General features: G+C 72.6%; 14 protein-coding genes. 9 read left to right on the top strand and 5 right to left on the bottom strand.

Going from position 1 to position 17,279, the window contains the following annotated elements:
- Window positions 1-11 precede the first annotated feature (11 nt).
- The 6 genes from ACZ60B_RS11510 to ACZ60B_RS11485 all read left to right on the top strand — a co-directional run bounded on the left by ACZ60B_RS11510 (window position 12) and on the right by ACZ60B_RS11485 (window position 8,935).
- Window positions 12-1,256, top strand: coding sequence for an FAD-binding protein (locus tag ACZ60B_RS11510; RefSeq protein ID WP_469385798.1), 1,245 nt, complete (start codon window positions 12-14; stop codon window positions 1,254-1,256).
- A 114-nt stretch (window positions 1,257-1,370) separates the two neighbouring features.
- Entirely contained in the window at window positions 1,371-2,615 is a 1,245-nt protein-coding gene (locus ACZ60B_RS11505; RefSeq protein WP_469385797.1) for an ROK family protein, read from the top strand.
- Window positions 2,616-2,892: 277 nt separating this feature from the next.
- Complete coding sequence (locus ACZ60B_RS11500; RefSeq protein ID WP_469385796.1) at window positions 2,893-4,158, top strand: ABC transporter substrate-binding protein; 1,266 nt, start codon at window positions 2,893-2,895, stop codon at window positions 4,156-4,158.
- Window positions 4,159-4,178: 20 nt separating this feature from the next.
- Window positions 4,179-5,144, top strand: a complete 966-nt coding sequence (locus ACZ60B_RS11495) for a carbohydrate ABC transporter permease (RefSeq protein ID WP_469385795.1) — start codon at window positions 4,179-4,181, stop codon at window positions 5,142-5,144.
- Window positions 5,141-6,037: a carbohydrate ABC transporter permease gene (locus tag ACZ60B_RS11490; protein WP_469385794.1), complete on the top strand. Its 897-nt coding sequence runs from the start codon at window positions 5,141-5,143 to the stop codon at window positions 6,035-6,037. Before ACZ60B_RS11495 ends, ACZ60B_RS11490 begins: the two co-directional genes overlap by 4 nt.
- Window positions 6,038-6,064: 27 nt before the next feature.
- Window positions 6,065-8,935: a glycoside hydrolase family 2 TIM barrel-domain containing protein gene (locus tag ACZ60B_RS11485; protein WP_469385793.1), complete on the top strand. Its 2,871-nt coding sequence runs from the start codon at window positions 6,065-6,067 to the stop codon at window positions 8,933-8,935.
- A 57-nt stretch (window positions 8,936-8,992) separates the two neighbouring features.
- Here the strand turns inward: ACZ60B_RS11485 and ACZ60B_RS11480 are convergent, their stop codons facing one another.
- Complete coding sequence (locus ACZ60B_RS11480; protein WP_469385792.1) at window positions 8,993-10,339, bottom strand: MFS transporter; 1,347 nt, start codon at window positions 10,337-10,339, stop codon at window positions 8,993-8,995.
- 86 nt (window positions 10,340-10,425) lie between these two features.
- On the opposite strand from ACZ60B_RS11480, the gene ACZ60B_RS11475 reads away from it, so the two are divergent.
- The 3 genes from ACZ60B_RS11475 to ACZ60B_RS11465 all read left to right on the top strand — a co-directional run bounded on the left by ACZ60B_RS11475 (window position 10,426) and on the right by ACZ60B_RS11465 (window position 13,082).
- Window positions 10,426-10,905, top strand: coding sequence for a hypothetical protein (locus tag ACZ60B_RS11475; RefSeq protein WP_469385791.1), 480 nt, complete (start codon window positions 10,426-10,428; stop codon window positions 10,903-10,905).
- Between the two features lie 185 nt (window positions 10,906-11,090).
- A complete protein-coding gene (locus tag ACZ60B_RS11470) occupies window positions 11,091-12,410 on the top strand; it encodes a jacalin-like lectin (protein WP_469385790.1) in 1,320 nt (439 codons plus the stop codon).
- Between the two features lie 84 nt (window positions 12,411-12,494).
- Window positions 12,495-13,082: a TetR/AcrR family transcriptional regulator gene (locus ACZ60B_RS11465; protein WP_469385789.1), complete on the top strand. Its 588-nt coding sequence runs from the start codon at window positions 12,495-12,497 to the stop codon at window positions 13,080-13,082.
- Here ACZ60B_RS11465 and ACZ60B_RS11460 read toward each other — a convergent pair.
- The 4 genes from ACZ60B_RS11460 to ACZ60B_RS11445 all read right to left on the bottom strand — a co-directional run bounded on the left by ACZ60B_RS11460 (window position 13,079) and on the right by ACZ60B_RS11445 (window position 17,268).
- Window positions 13,079-13,870, bottom strand: a complete 792-nt coding sequence (locus ACZ60B_RS11460) for an isocitrate lyase/PEP mutase family protein (RefSeq protein ID WP_469385788.1) — start codon at window positions 13,868-13,870, stop codon at window positions 13,079-13,081. The genes ACZ60B_RS11465 and ACZ60B_RS11460 overlap by 4 nt on opposite strands.
- A gap of 111 nt (window positions 13,871-13,981) precedes the next feature.
- Window positions 13,982-14,350, bottom strand: a complete 369-nt coding sequence (locus ACZ60B_RS11455; protein ID WP_469385787.1) for a VOC family protein — start codon at window positions 14,348-14,350, stop codon at window positions 13,982-13,984.
- 57 nt (window positions 14,351-14,407) lie between these two features.
- Window positions 14,408-16,150 carry a DUF2264 domain-containing protein gene (locus ACZ60B_RS11450; RefSeq protein WP_469385786.1) on the bottom strand — a complete coding sequence of 581 codons (1,743 nt, stop codon included), beginning with the start codon at window positions 16,148-16,150 and terminating at the stop codon, window positions 14,408-14,410.
- Between the two features lie 74 nt (window positions 16,151-16,224).
- A complete protein-coding gene (locus ACZ60B_RS11445) occupies window positions 16,225-17,268 on the bottom strand; it encodes a rhamnogalacturonan acetylesterase (protein WP_469385785.1) in 1,044 nt (347 codons plus the stop codon).
- Window positions 17,269-17,279: the final 11 nt, after the last annotated feature.

The following is a 17,279-nucleotide window of genomic DNA, read 5'->3' as shown; positions in this document are numbered from 1 at the left end:
GGGACGACCGCATGGCCGAGCTGGTGAGCAACTGGGCGGGCAACGTCACGTACGCCGCCAAGGAGGTGCACCGGCCGCGCTCAGCGGACGCGCTGCGCTCGGTCGTGGCGGGGAACGCGCGGGTGCGGGCGCTGGGCAGCGGGCACTCGTTCAACGAGATCGCGGAGCCCGGCGGCGAGGGGGTGCTGGTCTCGCTCGACGCGCTGCCGGCCGAGATCGACGTCGACACGGCCGCCCGTACGGTACGGGTCGGCGGCGGCGTCCGGTACGCGCAGCTCGCCCGGGAGGTGGACCTGCACGGGCTGGCGCTGCCCAACATGGCGTCCCTGCCGCACATCTCGGTGGCCGGGTCGGTGGCGACCGGCACCCACGGGTCGGGCGTCGGCAACGGGCCGCTCGCGGCGCCCGTACGGGAGGTGGAGATCGTCACCGCCGACGGGTCGACGCTGGTCCTCGGGCGCGGGGACGACCGGTTCGGCGGGGCGGTCACCTCGCTCGGCGCGCTCGGTGTGGTCGGCGCGCTCACCCTCGACCTGGAGCCCTCCTTCACCGTCGAGCAGCAGGTGTTCACCGAACTCCCGCTCGAAGGGCTGGACTTCGAGACGGTGATGGCTGCCGCGTACAGCGTGAGCCTGTTCACCGACTGGCGTGCGCCGGGCTTCCGGCAGGTGTGGCTCAAGCGGCGCACCGACCAGCCGCTCACCGACCGTCCGCCGGCCACGCCCGCCACGGAGGCGCTGCACCCGGTGCCGGGGATGCCCGCGGTCAACTGCACGCAGCAGCTCGGGGTGCCGGGTCCCTGGCACGAGCGGCTGCCGCACTTCCGGGCGGAGTTCACGCCCAGCAGCGGTGCCGAGCTCCAGTCGGAGTACCTGATCGAGCGGTCCCGCGCCCTGGCGGCGCTGCACGCGATCGACGCGGTCCGGGCGGCCGTCGCGCCCGTGCTCCAGATCTGCGAGGTGCGCACGGTGGCCGCCGACGAGCAGTGGCTGAGCCCGTCGTACGGGCGGGACACCGTGGCGCTGCACTTCACCTGGATCGAGGACACGGACGCCGTCCTGCCGGTGGTGCGGCGGGTGGAGGAGGCGCTGGACGCCTTCGACCCGCGGCCGCACTGGGGCAAGGTGTTCACCGTGCCGTCCGAGCGGCTGCGCGGGCGCTACCCGCGGCTGGACGACTTCCGCGCCCTGGTCCGGGACCTGGACCCGACCGGGAAGTTCACCAACGCCTTCGTTCGGGACCTGCTCGGCGGCTGACTTTGTACACCCCCTTTCCTAACCCCTTGTCGAAAGTCCCGGCCGCCCCATAGCCTGACGCCGCGCCGGTGCCGACGTGGCTCCGGCCGGGACCGGAAGGGACGAGGGCTTTCGGTGAAGCGCACGTCACGCGACATCCGCACCGCCAACCGCTACGAGGTGCTGCGCCAGATCATCGCCGCGTCGCCCACCTCCCGGCAGGAACTGGCGGTGGCCACCGGTCTCAGTCTCGCCACGGTCGCCACGCTGGTCGGCGAGCTGCTCGACCTGCGCATGATCACGGAGGTCGGCTTCGAGGACTCGGCGGGCGGCCGCCCCCGGGGTCTGGTGGCCGTCAACTCCGACGGCGGCGCGCTGATCGGTGTCGACATCGCGGAGACGTACGTCCATGTCGAGCTGTTCGATCTCGCGCTGAACGTGCTGGCCCGCGCGGAGGAGGACGTACGCCCCGGCGAGAGCCTGCCGGAGCAGGTGGTCGGCCATGTCGCGGCCGCCGTCGGCTCGGTGGTCGCCCAGGCCGGGGTCGAGGCGGCCCGGGTCCTCGGGGTCGGGGTGAGCGTGCCGGGCCAGGTGGACCGCGACACCGGGCTCTCGGAGTACGCGCCCAACTGGGACTGGCACGACGTGCCGCTGCTCGACCTGCTCGCCGAGCACATCGCCTACCCGCTGTATCTGGACAATCCGCTGCGCGCCTGCGCGGTCGCCGAGCTGTGGTTCGGGGCCGCGCGGGGCCACGAGGACGCCGTGGTGGTCAATCTCGGCACCGGCGTGGGCGCCGGGCTCGTCCTGGGCGGCGGGCTGCACCGGGGGGTCAGCAACAGCGCCGGCGAGTGGGGCCACACCACGCTCGTGCTGGACGGGCGGCTGTGCCACTGCGGCAACCACGGCTGCGTGGAGACGTACGTCGGCGCGCCCGGGATCATGGTGAACCTGCGGGAGCTGAGCCCGCGCAGCCCGTTGCTGCACCCCGGGGACCAGACGGCCACCGTCGACGCGCTGGCGCGGGGTGTGCAGGCCGGCGACCCGGTGGCGGTCAAGGTGGTCCGCGACACCGCCCGCTATCTCGGCGCCGCCGTCGCCGACCTGGTCAACCTCCTCAACCCCGAAGTGGTCGTACTGAGCAGCTGGGTCGCCTCCCGGCTCGGCGAGCCACTGGTCCGCGAAGTGCGCGAGGCCGTCGCCCGGCACGCGCTGCGCCGTCCGCTGGCCGCCACCGAGATCGTCCTCTCGCCCATCCCCACCGACCCGGTGTGCCTGGGCGCGGCCACCTTCGCCCTCGAAGGCGCCCTGCAGTCGGTGGGGCAGCGCGGCCCCAGGCGCGCCACCCCCGCGAGGAGCCGTACCGCACCGCCTTCCTGACGTTCGCAGGTGCGGGGCGGGCCCACCCCGGGCCCGCTCCGGGACGTGGCAACCCCTGGACCGAGGACCGCCGGTCACCTGAGCCGGCGGTCCTCAACTCCTTTGCGGCTTAGCCCTGTTCGTGATCCCGAACCGGAGGCAACGCTTCGGACGGGCTTCGTCCAACCCCTTGCCGAAGCCTTAGCAGAAGGTTAACGTCCCGCACCGCAACGCAAATGTCCGCCAGGCGGCGGCGCAGCCGTGGAGCCACAGCCGTACTCAAGACAAGGACGTCACCATGTCGGCATCGAGCAACAGCAACTGGTCCCGCCGATCGCTCTTCCGGGCCGCTGCGGGCATGGCGGCCGCGGGCACGCTGGCCGCCTGCGGCAGCAACAACGGCCGTGGCGGCGGGTCGGGTTCGGGCGAGCACCTCGTGCAGTACTTCCACGCCTACGGCGAGGCGGGCACCGAACAGGCCATCAAGAAGTACGCGAAGGCGTACTCGAAGGCCGACGTCAGCACGCAGTGGATCACCGGCTCCGACTTCGAGAGCAAGCTGTTCGCGACCCTGCTCACCGCGAACGCGCCCGACCTGTTCGAGTTCCACCCGCAGATCCAGCTCGTCAAGAGCGGCCAGGTGGCGGATCTGACCGACATCATCGACCCGGTCAAGTCCGACTTCAACCAGGCCGACATCGCCTCGCACACGGTCGACGGCAAGATATACGGCGTCCGGATGATCGACGACCCGCAGTTCTTCTTCTACCGCAAGTCGATGCTGGAGAAGGCGAAGGTCGAGGTGCCGCAGACCCTCGACGAGCTGATCGAGGCCGCGGCCAAGCTCACCACCGGCAAGGTCAAGGGCGCCTTCCTCGGCAACGACCTGCACTCGGTCATCAACCCGCTGATCTGGTCCTCGGGCGCCGACACCCTCACCGCGGACAACCGGCCCGCCTTCAACACCGACGGCGTCGCCGAGGGCCTGACGAAGATGCGCAAGCTGTTCACCAGCGGCAGCCTGCTGCTCGGCGCACCGGCCGACTACTGGGACCCGTCCGCCATCAACCAGGGTCTGTGCGCGATCCAGTTCTGCGGCATGTGGGCCATGCCGGCCATGCAGCAGGCCCTCGGCGACGACCTCGGCGTCTTCCCCTTCCCGAAGGCCACCGACGCCGGCAAGCCCTCGGTCTACAACGGCGGCTGGTCGATGTTCGTCAACGCCAAGGGCAAGAACGTCGACGCGGCCAAGGAGTACGTGAAGTGGCTGTGGATCGAGCAGAAGAAGTACCAGGAGGACTGGGCGCTGTCCTACGGCTTCCACATCCCGCCGCGCTCCTCGATCGCCGCGTCCGCCACCAAGCTCAAGTCCGGTCTGCCCGCCGACGGCGTCAAACTCTTCGGCGAGTACGGGCACTTCGACAACATCGGCTGGACCCAGGCCATGATCACCGCCACCGAGAACGTCTTCGCCGACTGCGTCCGCAAGGACGGCGACCCGAAGGCCTCGCTCGACACGGCCGAGAAGACGGTGTCCGCCGAGCTCGAGAAGCTCTTCGGATAGGCCGGCGGACAGACTTCGACATGGCGACGACGAGCAGGCTCGACCGTACGCGTCCCGCCCCGGCCGAGGCCGCCACGGCCCGGCCGCGGCGGGGGCCGCGGTCCAGCCCCACCCTCAACTTCTGGCTCTTCACCGGCCCCTTCCTCCTCGGCCTGGTGATCTTCGTCTACGTGCCCATCGGCTGGAGCGTCTGGCTCAGCTTCTTCGAGGCGCGTTTCACCGTCACCCCCGACAAGTTCACCGGGTTCGCCAACTACCGGCAGATGCTGGACAACGGCAACTTCACCGGCGCGCTGCTCACCTTCACCGTGTTCGCCGCGCTCATCGTCCCCACCACCTGGGCGCTCTCGCTGGGCCTGGCGCTGCTGGTGAACCGGATGCGCTTCATGCGGGCGTTCTTCCGCTCGGTGTTCTTCCTGCCCACCGCGTGCAGCTATGTCGCCGCCTCGCTGATCTGGAAGATGTCCCTCTTCAACGGTGTCCGCTTCGGCCTGGCCAACACCGTCATCGGCTGGTTCGGCGTGGACAACATCGCCTGGCTCGCCGACCCCGACCCGCCGTGGTACTGGCTGGTCCTCGTGACCGCCCGGCTGTGGCTCCAGTCCGGCTTCTACATGATCCTGTTCCTGGCCGCCCTCCAGAACATCCCGCCGGAGCTGTACGAGGCCGCCGCGATCGACGGGGCGAAGCCGGGCTGGCAGACCTTCCGGCACATCACGCTGCCGCAGTTGCGCGCGACCTCGACCGCCGTGGTCCTGCTGCTGCTCGTGGCGGCCTACCAGGCCTTCGACGAGTTCTTCAACCTGCTGTCGAAGACCACCTGGGGCCGGCCGCCGCTCGTCGAGCTCTACTACATGGCCCTCGGCCAGAACCAGGACTACGGCGCGGGCAGCGCGGGCGCGGTCATGCTGACCCTGCTGATCTGCGTGGTCACCCTGTTCCAGGGCAGGCTCATGGGATTCGGCCGGGGAGAGGAGTCCAGGTGAGCACCACCGCACCCCGCGCCGGCCGGGCCGCACCGCCGTCGTCCGGCCGCCCGCGGCGGGTCCGGCGCACCGGCCCGCTGGGCTCCACCGGTCTGTACCTCGCCATCGGCGTCGCCGCCCTGCTCTTCCTGATCCCGTTCTATCTGCTGGTGCGCAACGCGCTGTCCACGGACCCCGAGATCACCGGCGAGAACTGGAAGTTCTTCCCCACCGACCTCCAGTGGGGCAACATCACCGAACCCTTCCGCGACCCGACGGTCGACTTCGGCAGGTCGATGGTGAACTCGCTGGTCGTCGGCGTCCTGCACACGGTCGGCACCCTGCTGGTGTGCTCGCTCGCCGGCTACGGCCTGGCCCGCATCCCCTACCGGCACGCCAACAAGATCTTCTACGCCGTCCTGTTCACCCTGATGGTGCCCACCGCCGTCACCTTCGTCCCGAGCTTCGTGCTGGTCTCGTCGCTCGGCTGGGTGGACAGCTACCGGGGGCTGATCATTCCGGGGCTTTTCAGTGGTTTCACCTGCTTTCTGTTCCGGCAGTACTTCCTGGGGTTCCCCAAGGAGCTGGAGGAGGCGGCACGCGTGGACGGGCTCGGCTACTGGGGCGCGTACTGGCGGGTCGTCGTACCCAACTCGCTGAACTTCTTCGCGGCGCTGGCGACGATCACCTTCATCAACGGCTGGAACTCCTTCCTGTGGCCGCTGGTCATCGGCCAGGACCCGGGCGCCTGGACGGTCCAGGTCGCGCTGTCGTCGTACATGACCAACCAGACCGTCAACTACCACCTGATCTTCATGGCGACCGCCATCTCCCTGCTGCCGCTGCTCCTCGTGTTCCTCTTCCTCCAGCGCTGGCTGGTGCAGGGGATCGCGCAGACCGGCATCAAGGGCTGACGCCCTCCACCCAGGATCTGGAGACCGATGTCTGCTCGCACCTCCGTCACCGCAACCGACTACGTCGAGGACGTCTCCCCCGGCAGCGGAGCCCTGCCACCGCGCGCCTGGTACGCGTCCTCGGACGCCGCGTCCCTCTCCCTCAACGGCCGCTGGCGCTTCCGGCTGTCGCCGACCGCGGACGCGCGGGACGACTCCTTCGCCGAGGAGGGGTACGACGCCGGGGACTGGGCGGAGGTGACGGTCCCGGGGCACTGGGTGCTCCAGGGGCACGGTTCGCCCGTCTACACCAACCATCTCTACCCCTTCCCGGTCGACCCGCCGCACGTCCCGACGGACAACCCGACCGGCGACCACCTGCGCTCCTTCGACCTGCCCGAGGACTGGCCCGACCTCGCCGAGGGCGGCGCGGTGCTGCGCTTCGACGGGGTGGAGTCCTGCGCCCGCGTCTGGCTGAACGGCACGGACATCGGCGAGTTCAAGGGCTCCCGGCTGGCGCACGAGTTCGCGGTCGGACATCTGCTGAGGCCCGCCGGGAACGTGCTCGCGGTCCGCGTCCACCAGTGGTCGGCCGGCTCCTACCTGGAGGACCAGGACCAGTGGTGGCTGCCGGGCGTCTTCCGTGACGTGACCCTGCTGCACCGCCCGGCGGGCGGCGCCCTCGACTTCTTCGTGCACGCCTCCTACGACCACACCGCCGGCGAGGGCACCCTGCGTGTCGACTCCGACGTCGACGGCCGGGTGACGGTGCCCGCCCTGGGCGTCGACGTCGCCACCGGCGAGCCGGTCACCGTCCCGGTGCGGCCGTGGACCGCGGAGACCCCGCGCCTGTACGAGGGGGTGCTGGCCACCGAGGGCGAGCGGATCCCGCTGCGGATCGGCTTCAGGACCGTGCGGCTCGCGGACGGACTGATCCAGGTCAACGGCAGGCCGCTGCTGTTCAAGGGCGTGAACCGGCACGAGTGGCATCCGGAGCGGGGCCGCGCCCTCGACCGGGAGACCATGCTGGCGGACGTCCTGCTGATGAAACGGCACAACATCAACGCCGTCCGCACCTCGCACTATCCGCCCCACCCGGCCTTCCTCGACCTGTGCGACGAGTACGGCCTGTGGGTGATCGACGAGTGCGACCTGGAGACGCACGGCTTCACCGAACAGGGCTGGCGGGACAACCCCGTCGACGACGACCGCTGGACCCCGGCGCTGCTGGACCGCGCGGCCCGCATGGTCGAACGCGACAAGAACCACCCGTCCGTCGTCGTGTGGTCCCTCGGCAACGAGGCCGGCACCGGCCGCGGACTGACCGCGATGGCCGAGTGGATCCACGCCAGGGACGCCTCCCGGCTCGTCCACTACGAGGGCGACCCCGACTGCCGTGACACCGACGTGTACGCGCGGATGTACGCCTCCCACGCCGAGGTCGAGCGGATCGGACAGGGTCTGGACGGCGGCACCCACAAGCGGCGCCAACTGCCCTTCATCCTCTGCGAGTACGCCCACGCGATGGGCAACGGACCCGGCGGACTCGCCGACTACCAGCGGATCTTCGAGGCCCACGACCGGCTCCAGGGCGGCTTCGTCTGGGAGTGGATCGACCACGGCATCCGCCACCCCGAGCTGGGCTACGCCTACGGCGGCGACTTCGGCGAGGAGCTGCACGACTCCAACTTCGTCTGCGACGGCCTGCTGTTCCCCGACCGGGAGCCGTCGCCCGGACTCGTCGAGTACAAGAAGGTGATCGAGCCCGTGCGCATCGAGGGCGGCCCGGACGGCACCGTCCGGGTGACCAACCGGTACGACTTCGCCGACCTCTCCGCCCTCGCCTTCACCTGGTCCTACGAGCGCGACGGCGAGAGCGTCGAGTCGGGCACCCTGTCCGTCCCCGCGCTGGCGGCGGGCGAGTCGGCCGAGGTGAAGCTGCCGCAGTCGCCCGAGGAGTTCGGGGACGCGGAGACCCGGTGCACGGTACGGGCGCTGCTGGCGGCCGACACCGCGTGGGCGCCGCGCGGACATGTGGTCGGCTGGGGCCAGTTCGCCGTCACGCCCCGCACCCCGGTGCCGGTGGCCCCGACCGCGCGGCCCGTGCGCGCCGACGGCCGGATCGCCCTCGGGCCAGCCGTGTTCGACGCCCGCACCGGCCGGCTCACCTCGATCGGCGCGCTGGAACTGACCGGGCCGCGCCTGGACGTGTGGCGGGCGACCACCGACAACGACGACGGCGCCCCCTGGCAGTCGGACGCCCGCCACGGCGTGCTGTGGCGCCAGTTGGGGCTGCACCGGATGCAACACCGCCTGGACGCGGTGGAGTCGGGCGACGACACGCTGACGGTACGCACCCGGGTGGCGCCGGCCGCCCGCGAGGTGGCCCTGAACACGGTGTACCGGTGGGTCTCGGACGGCGACCGGCTGCGGCTGACGGTGTCCGTGACCCCCGAGGGCGAGTGGAGGCTGCCGCTGCCCCGGCTCGGCGTCCGCCTCGGACTGCCCGCCTCGACCGACCGGGTGCGCTGGTACGGCGGCGGCCCCGGCGAGGCCTACCCGGACACCAGGTCGGCTTCGCTGGTGTCGCGTTGGGAGTCCCGCGTCGACGGGATGCAGACGCCGTACGTCCGCCCGCAGGAGAACGGCGCCCGCGCCGACGTCCGCTGGGTGGAAGTCGGCGGCCTGCGGATCGAGGGCGAGCCGGAGTTCTGGTTCACCGCCCGGCGCTGGACCCCCGAACAGCTGGACACGGCCGCGCACCTGACGGACCTCACGCCCGGCGACACGGTGTGGGTCAACCTCGACCACGGCCAGCACGGCATCGGCTCGCAGTCCTGCGGCCCGGGCCCGCTCCCGCAGTACTTCCTGCACGCCGGACCCGCGGAGTTCTCCTTCGTCTTCTCCGTGACGGACTGACCCCGTCGGCGTCGCCGCGCGGGCCGGCCGGTCCGGTCCGGTCGCCGCGCGGGCCGGTCAGCCGTGAGCCGGTCCGCCGCGGCCCGGCCCGCGCAGCGGTGTGAACAGCGCGGCGACCGCGACCAGGACACAGGCCGTGCCGGCCACCAGTCCGACGGGCGCGGTGCCCCACCGCTGCGCCGCCCCGGTCAGGACGACCGCGCCGACCGGGGCGGCCGCGTACTGGAGGGTCCAGAAGGCGGAGGTGACCCGGCCCAGCAGATGTTCCGGGGTGACCTCCTGGCGCAGGGACAGCGAGCAGGTTCCCGCCACGGCCACGCAGGCCAGGAAGGCCGCGCTCAGGGCCGCGACGACGGGTACGTCCGCCGCCCGGCCGAGGCCGGCGAAGGCGAGCCCGCACCCCGCCACCGCGCCGGTCCAGGTGGGGCCGAAGCCGAACCGGCCGCGGACCCGGGCGACCAGCAGGGAACCGGTGATCGTGCCGAGCGCGCCGACGGCCATCACGGTGCCGACCGTGCCGTCGTCGTGCCCCAGGTCGTGTTTCACGTGGTAGATGACCAGGTCGGTCAGGCCCAGGGTGAGGAAGCTGAAGACGAACAGGAGGGCGGTCAGCGCGCGCAGCACCGGGTGGCCGTACAGGAAGGAGACCCCGGCCCGCAGGTCGCGCCACAGCCCGGCGCGTTCGGCCGGCCGGTCCTCGCCGTCCCCGGCCCGCCCCTGGAACCGTACGAGGACCATGCAGGCGGCCGACACCCCGAAGCTGGCCGCGTCCACGCCGACGGCCGCCGCCGGGCCCGTCCAGGCGGCCACCAGCCCGGCGCCCAGCGGGCCGAGCACACCGGCCGCGGCGGCGGTCGCGTTGAGCCGCCCGTTGGCCTCGGTCAGCCGGACGCCTCGCACCAGGCTCCGCACGACGGTGACGTAGCCGACGGCGAACAGCATGCCGACGGCCTCGCACAGCGGCAGGATCGTGTAGAGCAGCCAGACCTGCGGTCCGAACAGCCACACCAGCGGGATCACCCCGTACAGCACCATCCGTACGAGGTCGCAGCCGATCAGCAGCCGGCGGCGGTCGACCCGGTCCACCACCGCCCCCGCGAACAGCGCCGCCAGCACCGAGGCCGCACCGCCCACCGCCGTCAGCAGCCCCATCCGGGCGAGGGAACCGGTGGCCTGGAGCACCAGCAGGGGCAGGGCGATCAGCGCGAAGGAGTCACCGAGGACGGAGAGGGTCTGCGCGGCCCAGAAGATCCCGAAGTCCCGCTGCCGCCACAGCGGACGCTCGGCGGCGGGCGGCGGATCGTGCGGTCTGCCGTGCGCGGGCCCGGGCGGTCTCTCGTGCGCCCGCCCGTGCGGTGCGCCGCTGTCGTGCTCCCCGCCGTCGCGGCGCGCCTCGTGCGTCATCCGGCCCCCTGTGCCTCGAAGTCGTCGACCACCGTACGTCCCACCCCTGGCCGGGGCGGCGGTCGTGCCTGCGGCACGATGAGGCCATGCACCCCTTTCCGCCACACCACCGTCCCCTCCCCGACTTCGACCCGCGCCCCGTGCCGCCCGGCACGTACCCGCTGTGGGAGGAGGCGCTGGCCGTGGTCAACCGGGACCTGGCCGCGACCCTGCCGGAGCAGGGGGAACTGCGGCTGATGGCGCTGCCCCGTCCGGAGGAGGACGAACCGGATCAGGTGTACGTGGCGGTGGCCGACGGCACCTGGCACGGCAATCCGCTGAACCTCGACCTCGACCACGACTTCGACCGGGACGACCCGGTCGACGCGCTCGCGAACGTCGTCGACGCGGCGCAGGAGTCGGTCGTCGAGCGCCTGTGGCAGGCCTGGCCGCTGTGCGCCGAGCACGGCCTCGGCATGCACCCGCAGTACGTGGACGACCGGATGGTGTGGTGGTGTTCGGGCGGCGCCCGGCCGGGCGGGCAGGCGCACGTGCGCGCGGCGGTGGGAGAACTGGGAACGGGGTGACGTCCGCCCCGGAGGAACGCCCGGCGGTGCCCGGCACGACGTTCACAGTTTCCCCAACTACCCTTGTCCGCCACACTGGTTGACCGCACGCTGAGAACCGTCGTTCCACGCACCGCTCTCCCCAGGGTGCGTCCCCCCTCTTTCCGGGTGCGCCCTCCCCCTCCTCGACCGGAGACACCCCCACCATGAGACGACTCATCGGCACCCTCGCGGCCGTCGCGCTCGCCCTCACCGGCCTGGCCACCGCCGGCTCGGCGCCCGCGGCGGCGGCCGGCACCGGCACCTTCAACGTCCTCACCTACAACGTCGCGGGCCTTCCGGAAGGGCTGAGCTCCGGTCACCCGGCGACCAACACCCCACTGATCTCGCCGCGGCTGGGCACGTACGACATCGTGAACGTCCAGGAGGACTTCAACTACCACGCGGCGCTGTACGCGGGCGACGGCCACGCGTACCGCACCGCGACCAGCGGCGGGGCCGGGATGGGCGACGGCCTCAACACCCTCTCGGACTACCCGTTCGAGGACTTCCAGCGGGTCAGGTGGAACGACTGCACCGGCACCAACTGCCTGACCCCGAAGGGCTTCACGCTCGCCCGGGTGCGGCTCGCCGAGGGCGTCTTCGTCGACCTCTACAACGTCCACACCAACGCGGACGACACCGACGACGCGCTGGCCGCCCGACGCGCCAACATCACCCAGCTGTCCGCCTTCGTCCAGGCGAACTCCGCGGGCAACGCGGTGATCGTGATGGGCGACACGAACACCCGGTACACCCGCGGCGGCGACAACATCCGCACGCTCGCCGACGACAACGGCCTGACGGACGCGTGGGTGAAGCTGGTCAAGGGCGGTACGCGGCCGACGCAGGGCGCGGACGCGCTGCTGTGCCCGACCACGGCGCCGACCGACGACTGCGAGGTGGTGGACAAGATCCTCTACCGGGGCAGCAGGCTGGTCACCCTCGACGCGACCCGCTACCACGACGAGTGGGCGAAGTTCCTCGACCCGTCGGGCGGCAACCTCTCCGACCACTTCCCGCACACGGTCGACTTCTCGTACACCCTGAACTCCGCGCTGAAAGCCAGTGACTTCTTCGGCGGCACGGGCGGCACGGCCTTCAACGACGCCGACGACCTGCCGGCCGCCCTCGCCCCGCGCACGCTGACCCTGCGCGGCGGCGCCCGGCTGGACGCGGTGTCGCTGACGCACGACGGCGGTACGACACTGACCCACGGCGGCACGGGCGGCACGGCGGTCTCGCTGACCCTGGCGTCCGGCGAGCACCTCACCTCGGTGAAGCTGACCGAGGGTCAGAAGAGCGGCCAGACACGGATCTTCTCGGCCGCCTTCGGCACCGACAAGGGCCGCGGCCTGACCGCCGGTACCGCCACGTCCGGCACGAAGACCTTCACGGCGCCCACCGGCTGGCAGATCGTCGGCTTCACCGGCCGCTCGGGCGACGAGATCGACAAGCTGGGCGTGGTGTACGCGCCGATCGGCTGACCGGCGGCGGCACGCGGACTGCCTAGACTGGGCTGCACCCTGGAGGCTCCGGGTTGCAGCCCAGTGATACGGAGGCAGTACCGCATGGCCCGTGCCGGCCTCACGACCGAGCGGGTCGTCGCAGCCGCCGCCGACCTCGCCGACGAGGCCGGTTTCGAGAACGTCACCGTGTCCGCGCTGGCCCGGCACTTCGGGGTGAAGGACGCGAGTCTGTACTCGCACATCAAGAGCCTCCAGGACCTGCGGACCCGGCTCGCGCTGGCCGCGGGCGGCGAGCTGATCGACCGGATCGCGGCGGCCGTCGCCGGACGCGCGGGCAAGGACGCCCTGACCGCCTTCGCGGGCGCCTACCGCGCGTACGCGCTGACCCACCCGGGCCGGTACGCCGCCACCCAGAGCCGTGTCGACCCGTCCGTGGTCGCCGGCTCCCCCGCCCTGCTGCGCACCGCCGAGATCACCTACGGCATGCTCCGCGCCTACGGCCTCGACGAGCCCGACCTCACCGACGCCGCACGACTGCTGCGCAGCACCTTCCACGGCTACTGCGCCCTGGAGGCGGGCGGCGGCTTCGGCGCCCCGCGTGACGTGCAGAAGTCCTGGGACCGCGCCGTCGACGCCCTGCATGTGGCCCTGGAACACTGGCCGCGCGAGGCGGGGAGCCACCGGCCCTAGGCCGTGTCGCCGAGCGCCTGCACCTCGTCGTACGTCGGTACGGTGCCGCCCGGTGCGCGGCCGGCCGCGATGTCCGCCACCGTCTCCAGGGCCGCGCCCAGCGCCCGCCGGTACAGCAACGAGCCGACACTGATCCGGCGCACGCCGAGGTCGGCGAGCCGGCCGACGGTCGGCCCCGCGGGCGCGTAGAGGATGTTCAGCGGGACGTCGAGCGTACGCACCAGTTCGGTGATCCGGCGCGGATCGGTCAGGCCGGGCACGAACACCCCGTCGGCGCCCGCCTGTCGGTAGGCGTCCAGGCGTGCCGGCGTGCCCTCCCCGTCGCCGAGCCAGTAGGTGTCCGTACGCGCGTTGACGAAGAGGCCGGGAGCGGCGCGCTTCACCGCGGCGATCTTCGCGGCGTGCGGGGCGACGGGCCCCAGTCCGTCCTCCAGGTTGATGCCGGCCACCCCCAGTGCCGCCAGCTCGCACGCGAACGCGGCGACCTCGTCGGGGTCGTCGCTGAAACCGCCCTCCGCGTCGACCGACAGCAGGAACGGCCGCGAGCCGAGGGAGCGGGCGAGCCGTAGGGTCTCGTCGCGGGTCGCGGCGGCGCCGTCGGGCAGCCCGACGGCCGCGGCCACGCCGAGGCTGGTCGTGCCGACCGCGGGGAAGCCGCGGGCGGCCAGGGCCAGCGCGGAGGCGTGGTCCCAGGCGTTGGGCAGGAACAGCGGCTCGTCGGCGTGGTGCAGGGCGGCGAAGGGCGTCGGGGCGGCTCCGTCACGGCGGGACGGACGGTTCGCGGTCATACCCGCAGGCTAGGGCCGCGTCGCTTCGGCGCGGACCGAAGTGTGCGGGCACCCGGCCCCGGACTCCCGGGCCCGACGCGGCGAGCCCGGGAGCGGCTCCGCACCGGTGCCTCAGCTCGCGCGCTCCGCCGCGCTGCGCTCCACGCAGAACTCGTTGCCCTCCGGGTCGGCCAGTACCGCCCATCCCGTGCCGTCCTCCTTGCGACGGTCGTCGACCAGCCGGGCGCCCAGCGCGAGCAGCCGCTCGACCTCCTCGTCCCGGGTGCGGTCCTGCGGCTGGAGGTCGAAGTGGACTCGGTTCTTGACCGCCTTGGGCTCCGGCACGGTGACGAACAGCAGGCCCGCGCCCTCGATCAGCGCCTCCGGGTCGCCGGGGTGGTCGTCGTCGTGCAGGGGCTGGTCGAGAACCTTGGACCAGAAGCTGCCGAGGGCGTAGGCGTCGGCGCAGTCGACGGTCACATGACGGATCAAGGAAGACATACGGCGATTCTGGTGCCCGCCCGGGAACGGGGCAACGGGGCATCAGAGCAAAGTGGTTCACTCCCGCACCCGGACCGCCACCCCGTGCCCGTCGAGCCGCGCCCGCAGCCGGGGTCCCCGACTCCAGTCGACGTCCAGCTCCCCTGCCGCGTCGACCCGTACGGACACCGTCTCCTCCAGCGGTCCGGGGTCCGGCGCAGCGGTCAGCCGGGCCAGCGCCACGAAGAGCGTGTCGCCGTCACCGGTGACCCCGACGAGCCCGGCGCCGTCCGCCGGCTCCTCGCGTTCCACAGACTCCCCGAAGCCCGCCGGGTCCACGAGGCCGACGGCGGGGCGCAGTTCGGCGCGGATCCCGTCCGGCGCCGCCCACCCGGTCACCCGTACCGGGGTGCCGGGGGCCGCGCCCGACACCAGATGGGCACGCACCTCCGCGGCTCCACGGGCCAGCACCAGGCTCGTCACCCGGACGCCGGAGGCGGTGGTGTGCCGCGAGGCGGCCCAGCCCTCGCCCACACCCAGCGGTTCGATCCCGGTGCGGCCCGGCTCGTCGCCGACGATCACGCTGTTGTCGTACGACGTCGAGGGCGCCGTCACGGTCGAGTAGGCGAGGCGCGTGTAGTAGGGGTCGTAGCGCACGTCCTCGCTGCCGTGGTTGTGCAGGCGCACCAGGCCGTCCGAACGGGTCGACTGGAGCAGCCAGTTGGGGGCCCGGACCGGGGTGAGCGCGTCGGCGCGCTCCGCCGGGCCGGGTTCCTCGGGCGCCGTCCAGACCGGGTGGTCCGGCGGGAGGAGCAGACCGAGGAAGCCCTTGCTCGCCCAGTACGGGGACGCCGGTCCCGAATAGCCCTGGAGGACGGACTCGTCGGGGCCGTGCCAGCCGAGCGTGAGCAGTCCGCGTCCGTCGACCGCGCCCCGGCCGAGGAAGTACCTCAGCGCGCCCGAGGCGAGTCTGCGGGTCTCGCCCGGGGTCAGCGGGGTGCGCCCGGTGAGGGCGCCCAGCCACAGCGGCGCGGCCGTGGCGAAGCGGTAGGTCAGCGAGCGGCCCTGCCGCAGGGGCGCGCCGTCCGCGCCGAACAGGCGGGCGTAGTCGGCCAGATGGCGTTCGAGCCGCCCGCCGTACAGGTCGAGCAGGCGGGGGTCGTCCGCCAGCCAGGCGTGCAGCACCGGGTAGAGGTGCATGGCCCAGCCGTTGTAGTAGTCGAACTTGCGGCCGTCGCCGTCGGTGTACCAGCCGCCGCCGACGTACCAGTCCTCGATGCGCGCCAGCCCGTGGTCGACCGCCTTGCGGGCGGCGTCCGGTTCGTGGCCGATCTCCTGGAGGAAGCCGCCGACCGTCACCGGGAACAACTCCCAGTTGCAGGGCCAGGGTTCGGCGGTGAGCGCGTCGGCCAGCCACTCGGCGGCCCGCCCGCGCACGGTGTCGTCGAGGCGGTCCCACAGCAGGGGCCGGGTCAGTCGCAGGGCGAGCGCGATCGACGCGGCCTCGACGAGCGGCTGGCCGCGGTCCTCGATCCGGGGCCAGACCCCCGCGACCCCGGCGGCGAGGCCCTCGGCGTAGCGGCCGAGGGCGGTCTCGTCCCGGCGGAAGGCGGCCAGCAGCAGCGTACGGGCGTACCCCTCCAGGCCGTCGGAGAGGTGGCCGGACCAGCTCTGGCGGGGGCCGGGCAGGTGGTAGAGGGCGCGGTCCTCGGTGGCGTACGGCTCGACCGCGGCGAGCAGGGCGTCGGCGGCCGTCTCCCAGTGGGCGCGGGTGCAGCCGGTGGCGGGGCTGAGCGTGTGGTCGGGCGGGGGCAGTCGCATCGGCGGTCTCTCCTTCCGGCGGGACCTGGGACGCCCCGGTTCCGGTCGGGACGCCCCAGGCGTTCAACGGGTACTCATCCCATCCGCACCCGGCCCTGCGGCACCAGATGCTGTGCGAGGAGTTCGTCGCGGACCAGGCCCGCGTACACCGTGGCGCCGTGGGCGGAGGTGTGGGTGTTGTCGCGTTTCTCGTTGTAGAGGTACAGCGCCTTGGAGCCCTCGACGCCCAGGGACTCCACCAGTGCCTTCGTCCTCGCCGTGAGGTCGATCAGCGGCACGTCCTCGGCGGCGGCGACCTCGCGGATCACCGCGGGGTGGTTCACTCCGAGGCCGTTGACCAGGAGGGCGATGTCGTTGTCGAGGGTGCCGTCGGAGTTGAACCAGCGCCGGACGACCGGCGTGACGAGGACGGGTCGGCCGCCCTTCTCCCGGACGCCCGCGACCAGCGTCTCCAGGTTGGCCCGGTAGGTCGCCTCGTCAATGGTCTTGTCGTTGTGGGCGAGCTGGACCAGGACCAGGTCGCCGGGGCGGACGAGCGGCTGGACGGTGGCCCACAGCTGCGGGTTCTCCAGATAGGTGACCGTGCTCTCCCCGGAGTCCGCGTGGTTGGCGACGGAGACGCCTCTGCGGAGGTACTGCGGGAGCTGCTGGCCCCAGCCGGTGTAGGGCTCGGCCGGCTGGTCGCAGACGGTGGAGTCGCCGACCAGGAAGATCTGGCGGGGGTGGCGGGCCGGGACGACCCGGATGCCGGCCAGCGCGGGCGCCGTGCCGCCGATCGTCAGGTCGAGACCGGCGGTGCCGTCGGGGCCGGTCGGCTCGCCCTCGGGGGTGCGGACGTCCATCGTGAAGCCGCGGACGGTCCGGGCGCCGGGCGCCGCCGCCGTCTCCGGGAGGAGGGCGCGCCGCGTCTCGCCGCCGACGCTCGTGCTCGACGCGCCGTCGCCGCCGAGCAGCACCGTCACGTCGTACGTGCCGGGCGGGACGTCGAAGTGGCAGGCGGTGGCGGTGCAGTGGTCGAGGCCCGGCGGCCGTGGCCCGGTGTGGGCCCGGGCGGGTACGGCGGGCAGGGCGGCGGTCAGCGTCATCGCCGCCAGCACGGCGAGCTTGAAACGTCTCACTTGCGGCTCCT

Source organism: Streptomyces sp. NPDC104096 (assembly GCF_055584385.1).
This window is presented reverse-complemented; position numbering and strand designations above follow the sequence as displayed.